Raw genomic sequence first — 13,931 nt, forward strand, 5'->3', positions numbered from 1 at the left:
TTATTGTACGTTTTCTAATAAAATTCCTGTAGTATAGTAATATTCGTAGATCGCTAATTGTTCGTCAGCATCTCCGACAACTTGATTGATTTTTGCTTGCAATTGTTGTACATCTGCTTCTAATAAATCGTCTGTATCAGCCAATCCGTTGTCATTTTTATCTTTTACAATTCTGTAGTTTTCGTTCGCTTGTTCTACAGCTTCTTTGTAAACATTATTTTTCTTTTTTGCTAAATCATACTTTTGAAAAGCTTCGTTCATTTCAACTTTAGCTTTATCAATTGTCGTTTCTTTTTGCATCTCATTTTCTAATTTCTGAGCTTTTGCAATTTCAACTTCTGCTTTATTTTTATACAAAGAAGATAAATCATATTTCAATCCAACACCAACATTTGTTGCATTTGTAACCGAAGCAACTTTATCAATATCCATCGCAATATATCCAGCTGAAACCGCTAATTGAGGGTAATAAGCTGCTTTCGCAATTTTGATTTGACTATCAGCAATCTGATTTTTTACATCATATGATTTAACATCTGTACGATTGACGTAATCTTGAGAATTTTGATTGATGGTTTTCAAGGTTTCTACATTATCAACATGAACGATTTTACTTTCGTCTTGTCCAGTCAATAAATTCAATCGGTAATTAATGTTTTTGTATTGCGTTTCGGCTTCATCAATTGCAACTTGCACATTCGATGCTTGTAATTTTGCTCTCAACAAATCATTTCTCGCGATGATTCCGTTATCCAAAAAGTTTTGAAAATCTTTCACACGTTGATTTGCTCTCACTAAGTTTTCATTCAAAACATCGATAGAACGTTGCGTTTTGTACAATCCAAAATATAAATTAATAGCTTGCCAAACCACATTTTCTTTTGTTGCTTCGATTTGTAAGTTTGATAAATCAACCATCAATTCACTGCTTTTGATTGCATTTTTAATTTTAAATCCAGCAAAAACAGGGACAGAAGCACTTGCTTGTCCTAATAATAATTGGCTCGGTTCAACTCCCATTCCTCCACCAGAAGATTGCATCGGAAGTTTGATGTCTACATTTGTTGTCGTAAACAAATGCATGTATTGTCCACTCAACGAAATGTCTGGTAAACGATTGTTTTTCGCGCTTTGTACTTTATACTCACTTGTATTTTTAGCAGCTTCGGCAACTTTCACAGATTTGTTGTTCTGCAAACTTTGTTGAATAACTTCCTGCAAAGAAACGTTGGTTTCCTGCGCATGAGCGAAAGTAGCAACAACTAAACAAATCGGTAAGAAAATTTTATTTTTCATCGTATAGTAAAATTGCTTTTAAAGAATCTATTAAATAAGGGTAATATTCTTCGTGAATATGTTCTGTAAACTCTTCATGAGAAGATAATCCCCATTGTTTCATATATGTTTTTTCGTTCAAAATCAAATAAGATGTTCCACCAATAACTACCATTACAACAGCTTCGGCAGGAGCTTTTCTTTTAAAAACGCCTTCAGAATATCCTTCACTAATAATATTTGTGATATATTCTAAATTTTTTGTTTTTAAGTCATTGACTTTACAATCAATTTCTAAAATTGAATCTCTTTTCGAATATTCTCTTGCCATAATTCGATGAAATTCAGGTTTATCCAAAATTCTATTCAAATAAGCTTTTAGGATTGACTGTAACTTTTCAAATGGAGAAAGTGTAGAATTTTGTGAAATTGAGGCCAATGATTCATTGAAAGTTGTGATACGCCAACTAAATAAATTCTCGACCAATTTATCTTTTGATCCAAAATAATAGCTAATCATCGCAATATTAATGTTTGCTTCTTTTGCAATTTCTCGAACACTTGCAGCATCAATTCCTCGTCTTCCAAAAACTCGTTCAGCCGCGCCCAAAATTTCTATTTGCTTCTCACTTAATTTCATCTTATAAAAATTGAACGCGCAAAGTTAAACAAACGTTTAATTAATTTAAAAAAAATAAGTATTTATTTTAATGATTTTTTATAATTCATTGATTAACTTTTGTCTATGAAAGAAATTTTTCTACATCATATTTGGAAATTGAATCAATTTTCACATCAAAGCTTACAAACTTTTCATGGAGATTTCATTGAAATTGTGAAAGTTGGAAAGTTAAACCATCATGCTGGGCCAGATTTTTTGGAAGCAGAAATCATCATTGGCGATAAATTGTGGATTGGAAGTGTCGAAATGCATGTCAATTCTTCGGATTGGAATTTTCATCAACATTCGAATGATTTATCGTATCAAAATGTGATTTTGCATGTTGTATGGAATCACGATTGTGAAGTTGATATTTTGCGTCAACGTAATGTACAAACTTTGATTTTACAAGATTTTGTAAAACCGGAAATTGTTTTTAATTATCAAAATATTATTAATTCTAAGTTGGATAAAATTTATTGTGAAGAATTTTTAGATTCAATTGATTTGAAGCAATTTTCTTTTTGGTTTGAACGAATTTTAATCGAACGTTTCGAAGAAAAAACAAACGATATTGTACAAATTTTAGAACACAATAATTCCAATTGGGAAGAAACATTGTTCAAAAGTTTGGCAAAGAATTTTGGATTAAAAGTTAATGTAGAAACTTTTGAGATTTGGGCAAATTCTTTTCCGTTCAAAGTTTTGCAAAAAATACAATTTAATGCCCAAAAAGTTGAAGCCTTGTTTTTTGGACAAGCCAGTTTTTTAGAAGAAAACTATGAGAATGATTATTCTAAGCAATTAAAAAACGAATATCAATTCCTGAAAAATAAATATCAATTAGAATCAATTGAAAATAGTTTGTTCCGATTTTCGAAAATGCGACCAATTGGTTTTCCGACGATTCGTTTGGCGCAATTAGCATCGATTTATGTGAATTATCAAAGTTTGTTTTCTGAAATTATTCAGCCAAAAAATTTGAAAGAATTTTATAAAATCTTCGAAAATTTGGAATTAAATTCTTTTTGGGAAACGCATTATACATTTAAGAACGAATCAAAATTTCAACTCAAAAATCTTTCAAAAGATAAAATAAATAATTTGCTCATCAATTCTATTATTCCGATTCGTTATGCTTTTGAGCGACAAAAAGATGAGGTAGAAATTGATTTTTATTTGGATTTATTAAATGAAATGGAAGCGGAAAATAACTCGATTTTAGATGAATTTGAACGAATTGGTTTTGAAAATAAAACCGCAAAAGATTCTCAACAATTAATTCAACTTAAAAAAAGATATTGCTCCGAAAAAAAATGTTTAAATTGCGCTATCGGACAACAAATTTTACGTTAAATGAAAGATCAAATTAGGAATTTTACTGAAACAGAATGGTTTAATGTGATTTCGCGATTTGCAGACAAATTGGGAATTCGCGTTGCAAAATTACGTTTGATTTTCATTTATTTAACCTTTGCAACTTTCGGTTTAACCTTTATTGGTTATTTTATTATGTTATTCTTTTTTTGGGTAAAAGATTGTTTTGTTATCAAACGAAAATCGGTTTTTGATTTGTAAAAAATATTTACAAATACTTAAAACCTTTTATTAATTTTAGATTTCTTAATTTGTTAAATATTTGATGGTTATGTCGTTTTCGATATCGTGAGTGTTTGATAAGGATATTATTTTCACTTCTTTTCCAACCAAGATGAAATATTTAAAAAAATCTACTTTTTACCTGAATAAATCGCAAAGATTTGGCTTGTATTTATTATTTGTTTTGATTTTGTTATTTGAGATTTTTCAACATATTTCAGTTGAAAAAGAAACATATCAATTATCAGAAGCAGATAAAGCTTTGCTAGCAAATTATCAAAAAACTCCGAAAAATTATACATTTAATTCTACTTCAAATAAACAAGTAAAAGATTCAATCAAACCCTTTAACCCAAACGAATTATCTTTAGAAGATTGGATGAATTTAGGGTTTTCGGAACGTCAAGCCGAAGTCATTTTGAAATATAAAGGAATTGTTGGCGGAGAATTTACATCGAAAGAACAGCTTAAGAAATGTTATGTTATCGATGAAGGAAAGTATAATGAATTAGCTCCTTTTGTTCTTTTACCAGAACAATCTAAATCGAGTTTTATAGATTATTCATCACCAAAAACTAAAATAGTTTACAAAAATTTCAATCCAAATGATTTGCCACAACAAGGCTGGGAAAAACTTGGTTTTTCGCCAAAACAGGCAGAAATAATCATGAAATATAAACAGATTGTTGGAGGAAAGTTTACCTCGAAAGAGCAATTGAGGAAATGTTTTGTGATTGATGATGCGAAATATGCAGAGATGAAAACGTATATTTTGTTACCAGAAAAATCAAAGGAAGATGAAAAAAATGAGAAAAAACAAAGTGGCAAAAAGATTCAATATGTAAAATTTAATCCAAATAGTTATTCTGAAAATGATTGGCAAAAAATAGGTTTTTCGTCTAAACAAGCTGCTTCAATTATGAAATATAAAAATATTTTGGGAGGTCAGTTTAAATCGAAAGAACAATTGAAAAAATGTTATATGATTTCGGATGAAAAATATGCAGAAATGGAATCTTATATTGATTTACCTGAAAATGTAATTTATAAAGCTGAGCAGCCAAAAGTTGAACAGTCAAAAAGTGAAGATAAAGTAGCAGAAAAAATAGAAATAAAAGGTAAGTTTAATCCAAATAATTTGAGTCATGAGGATTGGATAAAACTCGGTTTCACAGAGAAACAAGTAAATACGATTCTTAATTTTAAACGTTCGTTAGGTGGGAGTTTTAAAGATGCAAAAACATTGAAAAGATGTTATGCGATAAGTGAAGAAAAGTTTAGGGAAATTGAGCCTTATTTGGTTTTTGAGTGATTATTCATTCATAGGTTAGTTTTAAAAAATAAACGCGTTATAGGATTTCCTAAACGCGTTTATTGGTTTTTATAATTTCTGATTATTAGTAGTTAAACAGCTCTTCTAACGTTAATTCTTTTACTTGTCCAAGTTTTTCAACAGATGGCCAATCTAAGTTTTCTTTCTTACCAATTAAACCAACATTGAAGTTTTGACCTTTGATATGTTTTTGGAAAAATTGATCCAATTGTTCTAATGTTAATTTAGATGTTTGATCGTAAATATCTTTATTGATATCATAATTTAGACCTTTATCTTGTAATGATAACCAATAAAAGAACACATTTGCTTTTGTATAACGACTTGTAGCGATTTGCTTAAGTGCTGCTTGTTTAGAATTATTGAATTGATTTTCTGCTTTTGGCATATTATTCATTAATTCTTTCATTGCGTCAACAGCTTGTGGCAATTTGTTTGCTTGTGTTCCAATTACAGCTCTTACATAATTGTAATTATCTTTTTTATTTGCATTAATGTAATAAGAACCAGCAGAATAAGCCAATGATTTAGACTCGCGAATTTCTTGGAAAACGATAGATGACAAACCTCCACCAAAATACTCATTGAAAATTCCTGTAGATGTCAACAAAGTTGGATCATATTTAGTATCACGAGCAAAGAAATTAATTTCCGCTTGTACCATATCGTAAGGAGCAAAATATACTTTGCCATCTGTAGCTGGTTGTGGATATTCTTTTTTCTTAGGATAATCTAAATTTTTCCCGAAATTATGATTTTGTTCAATTGCTTTTTTCGTTTCCGCTTCATTATTTCCGTAATAGAAAATTTGGTGCTTGTAATTAAAGAAATCTTTGATGATTTGCGTTAATTCTTTTGGATCAATAGCTTTCAAATCAGCTTCAGAAATAATATCTCTCGAGCGATTATTTGGTCCATATTGCGCATAAGTGTTCAACAAAGAAGAAATCACGTTTTTGTTCTTTTTTGAATTTTCTCTTGATTTCAAGATTGTTTTCACATATTCTTGGTAAGATTCATTATTTGCAACGGCATCACTTAAAAGATGTTCAAATAATTTGATTCCGCTTGTTAAGTTCTTTTGTAAACCTGTGATATAAACAGAAGTTCTTTCTGTACCAGGATTAACTCCATAATCAACACCAATTTTATAAAACTCTTTTTTCAAGTTTTCTGGCGAATATTTGGACGTTCCTAAATAATTTAAGTAATTAATCGCTAAACCAAGCTTTTTGTTATTGTCTGATCCCATATCCGCGATATAGTAAACAGAGCTAATATCGTTTGTCTTGTTCTGAATCGAAGTGAATTTTGCATTCTTGATTTTACTTTCGTTCAATTCTTTTTTGAAGTCAACAAAAACTGGTTTAATCTCACTTGATTTAATCTTCATGAAATCTTTGTACCAAGTAGATTCAGCATCACGATTCAATTGAATTGGCGTAATTCCAGGATTCGAAACACGTACCAAATCCTTGTTTTCACCTTGACGTTTGTAAACAATTACATAATTATTCGTATAATTATTCTTTGCAAAGTCCATTAGTTCTTGCTTTGTTACACGACCCATATCATCGTATTGATCGACAACTTCTGCCCAAGGAACATCATTGATATATGATTTGTACAAACTTGCTGCTAAAGAACGAGTATTTTCCCAGCTTTTCATACGAGATTTTCTTAAATCATTTACAACTGCTTCTATCATCCAATCATCAAATTCCCCTTTTTTGATTTTTTCAATCTGAGCAATTAATAAATCACGTACTTCTTCTAAACTTTGTCCCTGTTTTGGAGATCCAGAAAAAGAATGCATACCATAATCTCTAAAGAAAGAAGAAGAGCTTCCTGCTCCTAATGTTTTTTGCTGTTGATTGATATTTAAGTCGATTAATCCAGCTGTAGAATTACTTAAAATATAATCAATTAATGTTACATATTTTGCATCAGAACTTTTTGCTCCGTTAAAACGGTAAGCAAACTGAACACGTTCCGAAGATGGACTAAAAACTTCGCTTGTTACAATTGTTTTAATCGGCTCTTCTTTTGCAACATATTGTGCAGGAGCTGCTTTTGTAGCATAATTTCCAAAATATTTGTCAATCATTGGAACAGCCGTATCAAAATCGAAATCACCAATCAACATCACAGCCATATTGCTCGCTACATAATATTTATCGAAATAATTATGAATTGCAACCATTGATGGATTTTTTAAATGTTCTGAAGTTCCAATAGTTGTTTGTGTTCCGTAATGCGATTTTGGAAACAATGTTTCCATCATTTTATAAAAAACTAAACGTCCATCATTGTCTTGTGAACGATTAAATTCTTCGTAAACGGCTTCTAATTCAGTATGAAAAAGACGTAAAGTTAATTCACTAAAGCGCTCAGATTCTACTGTTAACCATTTCTCTAATTCATTATTCGGAATATTATTATGATAAATTGTTTCTTCTAAAGATGTATGTGCATTAGTTCCTGATGCTCCCAAAGATGAAATTAATTTATCGTATTCGTTTGCCACAGCATATTTGGATGCTTCTTGCGAAACTTGATCAATTTTTTTATAGATTTCTACTTTTTTTGCAGGATCTTTTTCTGCTTTGTGCTGTTCGTATAAATCTGAAATTTGTTGGATCAAAGGTTTTTCAACAGCCCAATTTTGTGTTCCAATTTTAGAAGTTCCTTTAAAAACCATATGCTCTAAGTAGTGAGCCAAACCAGTATTGTCTTCTGGATCGTTGTTAGAACCTGTTTTTACAGCTATATGAGTTTGGATTCTTGGTTCGTCTTTTATTTGAGCCAAATAGATTTTCAAACCATTTTTTAGCGTATAAATTCTTGTATTCGAAGGATCATTTTCTACCATTTCGTAGGTATATCCTTTATTGTCAGTTTTTTTCACTGTTTTTAATTGTGCGTGAGTAAATACAGAACCAAAAATGATTCCGCAGATCAAAATAGATTTCCTCATGTATTAATTTTTTAAGTTGCTTAAAAGTAATACATTAAAACGAATAAGAGAAAACTATTTTCGATATAGAGTTATTTTGTTAATCTAAAACCAATCATTGTAAAGAGTAAACCAATGAGTACACTCAAAAAAATATAAATAATTGGTGTGATGTAATTTTGTTGTTGAATTAAGTTGAAATTTTCATACGAAAAACTTGAAAATGTCGTGAAACCTCCACAAAATCCAGTTATCAGTAAAAAATTGAAATAGGTATTTCCTAAACCATTTTTGATTGAATATCCATATAAAGTGCCAATCAAAAAACAACCGATAATATTTGTCAAAAACGTAGCAAATGGAAAAGGTTGTGAATAATATTTTCCGATTCCGTACGAAATTAAAAATCTTGCAACACTACCAAAAGCGCCACCTAAACCGACAAATAGTATAGATTTTAAGAGATTCATTAAATTCTATTAACAATTTTAATTAAAGCTAAAAATAGTAAAATGATGAATGAAATAATTCCTAAAAAGAATAAACCTAATCCAAAATAAGCAATTGTAATTGTTCCAATATTCCAACCGATTAAGTTGATTGAATAACCTATCAAAATCAGTACTACTGAAATCAATAAAAATTTGAAATTATTTACTTTTTCTAAATTCATCATTCCTAAAGATGTGAAGCTAAAACAAGTTCAGCTTGACATCTGTATTTTATTTTGAGTATTAAATATAAAACTATTTTCCGATAAAATTCTTCACAGCAATTGCAACTTTTGCTCCGTCCATTGCGGCAGAAATAATTCCACCAGCGTAACCAGCTCCTTCAGCGCAAGGAAATAAACCAGCAACTTGCGTATGTTCTAAGGTTTCTTCATTTCTCGGAATACGAACAGGCGAAGAAGTTCTTGATTCTGTTGCCACAATATTTGCATTTTCGGTATAGTAACCATTCATTTTTTTACCAAATGTTTGGAAACCTAATTTCAAAGATTGATGAACTTCTTTTGGTAAAACTTCGCTCAATAAACCTGATGTTAAACCTGGTAAATACGAGCAATCATTTAATGAATTGGATAATTTCCCTGAAACAAAATCAGTCATTCGTTGTGCGGGAGCTTTTAATTTACCTTCACCAACTTGCCACGCTTTTTGCTCGACCATTTGTTGAAACTTCATTCCACCCAAAGGTCCAGTAAAACCATATTTAGCAAAATCTTTTTCATCAACTGTTACAACCATTCCCGAGTTTGCAAAGAATCCGTCACGTTTAGAAGGTGACCAACCATTTACTACCAATTCTCCTTCGTCTGTAGATGCGGGCGCGATAATTCCACCGGGACACATACAAAAAGAGAAAACGCCGCGACCTGCTTCTTGAGAAACTAATGAATACGAGGCTGGCGGAAGAAATTCGTTGCGTTCTGTTCCGATTGGACAATGATATTGAGCAGAATCAATCAAACTTTGGTGATGTTCTACACGAACGCCTAATGCAAAAGGTTTTGCTTCGATTAAAACTTTCTTTTCATCTAACATTCTGAAAATATCACGAGCCGAATGTCCCGTTGCTAAGATCAAAGAAGAAGTTTTAATTTTTTTATCATGATTAATTTCAATTCCTTTGATTTGATTATTCTCGATGATAATATCCGTTAGTTTTGTATCAAACCAAACTTCACCACCACATTCGATAATTGCTTCGCGCATGTTGGCGATAATCCCAGGTAACTTATTTGTTCCGATATGTGGATGCGCTTCTTGTAAAATACGCTCTGTTGCACCGAAATGGACAAACCATTGCAATGATTTCAGAATGTTTCCACGTTTTGTAGAACGCGTATATAATTTTCCGTCCGAATAAGTTCCAGCGCCACCTTCGCCATAACAATAGTTTGATTCAGGATTTACTTTTCCTTCTTTATTCATTGCTGCTAAATCACGACGACGATCACGAACATTTTTACCACGCTCGATGATAATTGGTTTTAGACCTTGTTCTATTAATTCTAACGCAGCAAATAATCCAGCAGGACCAGCACCAGCAATATAAACTTCGTGTTTGTTTTCTACATTTTGAAGATTTGGATGAAACTCGAAAGCATCAGAGAATTCTTCATTTACAAAAACATTGACTTGTAATTGGGAAATAATATTTCGGCTTCGTGCATCTAAAGAGCGACGAATAATTTGGTAAGCATTGATATTCTCTGGTTTTGTTTTAACAGCAGATGCTAAACGTTGTTTCAGAAGTTTCTCGTTTGCAGCTTCTGTAGGAGATATGCGTATTGTTACATTTTGAGGCATATTTATTGACTAAAAATTAGACTGCAAAAGTACATCAAACCATTTGAAATATTCGTTTTTAAACAAAAAAAGCTGTCTCATAAGACAGCTTTTCATTATTATATAAATTAAGATTATAATCCTAATTTTTTCAACGTTTGTTTTTGAACACCGTTTTTATGAACTAAAATATTTGTTGTTTTGTACTGAACAAAAGCTTTTGTTACATAAAGATATCCTTCGTAATCGTTAGTTAAACCCCAAGAGTTTTTCACGATGTAGTAATCTTTTCCGTTTTGATCTTTTGCAATACCAACAATGTGCATTCCGTGGTCATCAGTCGTTTGGTAATCATCAAAAGCAGCCTGACGCATATCTTCTGTAATTACTTTTTCTGGTTTTGGACCTTTGAACATATCTGCTTTTTGTTGCGCATTCATATCTGCAAAATCAACTTCTGGTACATACGCTACACCATTTTTCCAGCTAAATCCTTTTCAGAAACGTCTGTTGCCCAAGCAACTGTAAATCCGTTTTTCAAAGCATAATCAATGTTATCAGTCATCTCTGTCATCGGAACATTGTAGAAAGATTCGTACGCCCAGTTATCAGGAATCGCTAATACAAACGGTTTGTAATAGTCGTGATCTTTAAAAGATGTAATCGCAACATAATCGTTTGGATTAATTCCTACCACTTGATCAGCAAATGTACGTGGTGTGTATTTTTTTCCGTTGTATGTGAATTCTTTTGGATATTCTCCTAAATAGCTATCCAAAACAGCTGTATAGGCTTTCTCCCAGTTTGGAGTTAATTTACCATTTGGATTTGCAACAACCGCTTTCAAAACTCCTTCTTGAATTGCAGCCATTTCACCAAATTGATTTGTTTTTGTTCCGTAATTCAAACCTGTGTAAGTTTCAGTTGGAACAGCTCCGTATTTTTTGATTGTATTCAAAACATCATAGAAAGAACCTCCGTCACCTAAAGTTGTTGCACCGTGCATGCGAACATATTGTTTTCCTTTCTCAACATATGTATTTCTCGCATTGAAAATTGGAGACAATTGAATAGGTTGTTTTCCCATTCTTAACATTTCTGATTCGAAGAAAGAATTTCCTGAATATGACCAACAAGTTCCTGATGAACCTTGGTTTTCTACTGGAGTTTTAGCTAAATTGATAACGTCAGTAAATTTGAAAGCTTCTTTACTATTTTCACTAACATTTTTGTTCAAAGAATTAACTAAATTGTCTTGTGCAGACACCAATTGAGCTGAAGCTAAAAATAAAGCTGAAGCTAAAACTGGATAAAAAATTTTACGCATTTTTAAATTTATTTTGTGTGAGTATTTTATAAGTAGCTAATTTCACGAAAATGTTAACAATAAACCTATAAAAATTTAAAGTTTTTTTAATAAAAATTCTTAGTATTCATTCACACAGTACGTTTGGTAAATTAAAACAGACTTGTTTGTGATAAAAGTTTCTTTACGGACATTACAAACAGATATGATTTAAATAAATGTAGGTTACAGATAAATAAACTTTGTAATGTTTTTTTAAAACTGGCTTAATATCCCAAAGTGGATTTTAGATTCTTTAAAATCGAATGAAGTTTCGTCTGTTTTACCAACTGCATAACTCAAATTGAAAATTCCCATTTTAGTTAAAAAAGAAATTCCAGTTCCTAAACTTAACAAAGACGTATTCAGATTTGCGCGTTTGTTATCTATAAAACCATAATCGGCGAAAAGTCCAATATAGAATGCTTCGCTTGGAACAAAACGATAATCTGCACTCAAAAATCCGTACATATTTGTTGTAATACTTTCTTCGTTAAAACCTCTAAAACTTCCGAAACCACCAATTCTGTACAATTCGTTTTCGGAGAAATCATCGTCTTTCGTGAGCAAACCTCTAAATTCTGCACCAGCTTTTAAGAAATGTTTTTTGGACAATTCGAATAAACGAAATGTTTTTAGACCAACTTCAATTTGATTGACGGTTTTATTTTCCAAATCTTCTGTCCACGAAAAATTCTTTTCCTTTTTACGAATCGAATTTACCACAACATTCAACATAGATTTTCCTTCCATCAAACGAAAAGGATGTTTCAGGAAATAGTGATAACTCAAACCAAAACCAATTTTCGAATAATCGTCGTAGCTCGATTTTAGATAGGAATCATCTTCCAACAAAAAGTTAGACGATTGTATAATTCCGCTTACACCAATATTCGAGTTGAGGTTGAGTTGATAAAATAATCGCTCCGAAAAATCTAAATTCACAAAAACAGAATCTTGTTTGAAAAGCTTGAAATTCGTTTCCGAACCAATCGCAGATTTGAACAAATAAGGTACTTTAACACCAATATTCAACGACGTATTTTTATTTGCTGTTCCAATCCAATTTAACCTGATTTCTTCCAAACTATTGAACACGTTGTTCAACGAAAGTTGTACATTTCCGTTCAATCTAAAATCGCCGTTATCATCTGTTCCAAAACCTAAAACACCATCAAAATAATTTGAATTTACTTTGCGAGGATACAAATATAAAATCGTAGAATCAGGCTTAAATAAAGTTTGTGGTAATTGCGCTTCTGCAATATAATTGGTTTGTTGCATTAATGTCGAAATTGTTGCCAACTTCTGTTCATTGTATACTTCGCTAGTTTTTATATTGAGTCCATGACGCAAATAACCTTTGGATAATTTTTCGTAACCAACCAATTTTACACCATCTATTGTTCGCAGATTTCCTTTGTCTAAAACCAATTCAATTTTCTGTTCATTTTGTTCAAAACCATTTGGAACAAGTTTTATTTGCGCAAACGGATAACCTTGATTAGTGTTGGTTGTTGCTATTTTATTTAGAATAGAATCTAAATTATTTGTTGGGAAATAATTATTTTTATTTTCGAACAATTCATTGTTTTTCACCCAAATTGTTTGGTACAATTTTCCTTTATTTAGATAAACTTTTTCATTTTTTATCGAATCAATCGTCAAAGTATAATAACCTGTTTTTTGAAGCGAATCTAAAGATGAATCAAGATTTTTGCTTTCGAAATCTTTTGTATACGATTTTGTATCATCATTATATCGTAAAAAATGATATGTTTTTTCTTGTCCAAAAAGTAAAATAGTTTGGATCAAAAAGAAGAATATGTAGCCTAAAAATCGCATTGTTGCTTATAATAACGTATAAAATAGATGTTAAGTATTTGTTTTACTGATATCTATTAGTGTTCATGTGGAAATTAAAAATTATTTTTGACTTCAAATTTAAGATGAATGTTGAAATTATTTAAAATTACTGGATATTTAGAAGCTATTTCTGCGATAGTTTTGTTTTTTATCGCAATGCCAATGAAATATATTTGGGAAGATCCGACATGGGTAACATACGCAGGACGCGTACACGGAGGATTGTTTATAGCTTATATTATATTGGTTTATTTATTGAAAGAAAAATACAATTGGTCTTGGAAAATTTTTATGATCTTTTTTATCGCAGCAGTTATTCCTGGAGGAACAATTTGGGCAGAAAAAAGATTAATCGAAGGCAAAAAATATAAACAAATGTTGGCTGAAGAAGCGAAATAAGACAACGATTAGATAAAAAAGTAAAACCTTAAACGTGATTGTTTGAGGTTTTTTTATGTTTTAGGAATCAAATTTTTCTAAATAAAAAAAGCCGAAGATTAATCTTCGGCTTTTACAGAGCGGGAAACGAGACTCGAACTCGCAACATTCAGCTTGGAAGGCTGACGCTCTACCAATTGAGCTATTCCCGCGTAAATTTTCAA

11 protein-coding genes, 1 tRNA gene and 1 pseudogene are annotated in these 13,931 nt (G+C 31.1%); 4 read left to right on the plus strand and 9 right to left on the minus strand.

Annotated elements, in window-relative coordinates; all coding sequences use genetic code 11:
- Nucleotides 1-1,296, minus strand: a complete 1,296-nt coding sequence (locus B3M86_RS09945; protein WP_286494765.1) for a TolC family protein — start codon at nt 1,294-1,296, stop codon at nt 1-3.
- Complete coding sequence (locus B3M86_RS09950; RefSeq protein WP_280062831.1) at nt 1,286-1,915, minus strand: TetR/AcrR family transcriptional regulator; 630 nt, start codon at nt 1,913-1,915, stop codon at nt 1,286-1,288. Before B3M86_RS09950 ends, B3M86_RS09945 begins: the two co-directional genes overlap by 11 nt.
- 105 nt (nt 1,916-2,020) lie before the next feature.
- Between B3M86_RS09950 and B3M86_RS09955 the strand changes: the two genes are divergently transcribed.
- From B3M86_RS09955 to B3M86_RS09965, 3 genes are all read left to right on the plus strand, one after another.
- Nucleotides 2,021-3,292 (plus strand): DUF2851 family protein, encoded by a 1,272-nt coding sequence (locus B3M86_RS09955; protein WP_125349609.1) that lies wholly within the window; start codon nt 2,021-2,023, stop codon nt 3,290-3,292.
- On the plus strand, nt 3,293-3,514 hold the full coding sequence (locus B3M86_RS09960) for a PspC family transcriptional regulator (RefSeq protein WP_125349608.1): 222 nt from the start codon (nt 3,293-3,295) through the stop codon (nt 3,512-3,514). It abuts the gene before it with no gap.
- A 133-nt stretch (nt 3,515-3,647) separates the two neighbouring features.
- A complete protein-coding gene (locus B3M86_RS09965) occupies nt 3,648-4,847 on the plus strand; it encodes a helix-hairpin-helix domain-containing protein (RefSeq protein WP_286494764.1) in 1,200 nt (399 codons plus the stop codon).
- 85 nt (nt 4,848-4,932) lie between these two features.
- Here the strand turns inward: B3M86_RS09965 and B3M86_RS09970 are convergent, their stop codons facing one another.
- The 6 genes and pseudogenes from B3M86_RS09970 to B3M86_RS09995 form a co-directional block, all read right to left on the minus strand.
- Complete coding sequence (locus B3M86_RS09970) at nt 4,933-7,845, minus strand: M16 family metallopeptidase (RefSeq protein WP_291047143.1); 2,913 nt, start codon at nt 7,843-7,845, stop codon at nt 4,933-4,935.
- Nucleotides 7,846-7,916: 71 nt separating this feature from the next.
- Nucleotides 7,917-8,294 (minus strand): fluoride efflux transporter CrcB, encoded by a 378-nt coding sequence (crcB, locus tag B3M86_RS09975; RefSeq protein WP_125349605.1) that lies wholly within the window; start codon nt 8,292-8,294, stop codon nt 7,917-7,919.
- Entirely contained in the window at nt 8,294-8,497 is a 204-nt protein-coding gene (locus tag B3M86_RS09980) for a hypothetical protein (protein ID WP_291072354.1), read from the minus strand. Before B3M86_RS09980 ends, crcB begins: the two co-directional genes overlap by 1 nt.
- A 73-nt stretch (nt 8,498-8,570) precedes the next feature.
- Complete coding sequence (locus B3M86_RS09985; protein ID WP_219033725.1) at nt 8,571-10,139, minus strand: NAD(P)/FAD-dependent oxidoreductase; 1,569 nt, start codon at nt 10,137-10,139, stop codon at nt 8,571-8,573.
- A 113-nt stretch (nt 10,140-10,252) separates the two neighbouring features.
- Nucleotides 10,253-11,445: pseudogene (locus tag B3M86_RS09990) on the minus strand (aminopeptidase C).
- A gap of 234 nt (nt 11,446-11,679) precedes the next feature.
- Nucleotides 11,680-13,308, minus strand: a complete 1,629-nt coding sequence (locus B3M86_RS09995; protein WP_291079028.1) for a hypothetical protein — start codon at nt 13,306-13,308, stop codon at nt 11,680-11,682.
- 108 nt (nt 13,309-13,416) lie between these two features.
- On the opposite strand from B3M86_RS09995, the gene B3M86_RS10000 reads away from it, so the two are divergent.
- Entirely contained in the window at nt 13,417-13,728 is a 312-nt protein-coding gene (locus B3M86_RS10000; protein ID WP_219033722.1) for a DUF3817 domain-containing protein, read from the plus strand.
- Nucleotides 13,729-13,846: 118 nt separating this feature from the next.
- On the opposite strand, the gene B3M86_RS10005 is transcribed toward B3M86_RS10000, so the two are convergent.
- Nucleotides 13,847-13,919 (minus strand) — tRNA-Gly (locus B3M86_RS10005).
- Nucleotides 13,920-13,931: the final 12 nt, after the last annotated feature.

Origin of the sequence: Empedobacter sp. UBA6305 (assembly GCF_002440405.1) — a bacterium.
Classification (GTDB): Bacteria; Bacteroidota; Bacteroidia; order Flavobacteriales; family Weeksellaceae; genus Empedobacter; species Empedobacter falsenii_B.

Coding starts and splice junctions, on each gene's coding strand:
- crcB (WP_125349605.1), bottom strand. CDS start 8,294: ATGAATCTCTTAAAATCTATACTATTTGTCGGTTTAGGTGGCGCTTTT.
- B3M86_RS10000 (WP_219033722.1), top strand. CDS start 13,417: ATGTTGAAATTATTTAAAATTACTGGATATTTAGAAGCTATTTCTGCG.
- B3M86_RS09945 (WP_286494765.1), bottom strand. CDS start 1,296: ATGAAAAATAAAATTTTCTTACCGATTTGTTTAGTTGTTGCTACTTTC.
- B3M86_RS09965 (WP_286494764.1), top strand. CDS start 3,648: ATGAAATATTTAAAAAAATCTACTTTTTACCTGAATAAATCGCAAAGA.
- B3M86_RS09985 (WP_219033725.1), bottom strand. CDS start 10,139: ATGCCTCAAAATGTAACAATACGCATATCTCCTACAGAAGCTGCAAAC.
- B3M86_RS09950 (WP_280062831.1), bottom strand. CDS start 1,915: ATGAAATTAAGTGAGAAGCAAATAGAAATTTTGGGCGCGGCTGAACGA.
- B3M86_RS09970 (WP_291047143.1), bottom strand. CDS start 7,845: ATGAGGAAATCTATTTTGATCTGCGGAATCATTTTTGGTTCTGTATTT.
- B3M86_RS09995 (WP_291079028.1), bottom strand. CDS start 13,308: ATGCGATTTTTAGGCTACATATTCTTCTTTTTGATCCAAACTATTTTA.
- B3M86_RS09955 (WP_125349609.1), top strand. CDS start 2,021: ATGAAAGAAATTTTTCTACATCATATTTGGAAATTGAATCAATTTTCA.
- B3M86_RS09980 (WP_291072354.1), bottom strand. CDS start 8,497: ATGAATTTAGAAAAAGTAAATAATTTCAAATTTTTATTGATTTCAGTA.
- B3M86_RS09960 (WP_125349608.1), top strand. CDS start 3,293: ATGAAAGATCAAATTAGGAATTTTACTGAAACAGAATGGTTTAATGTG.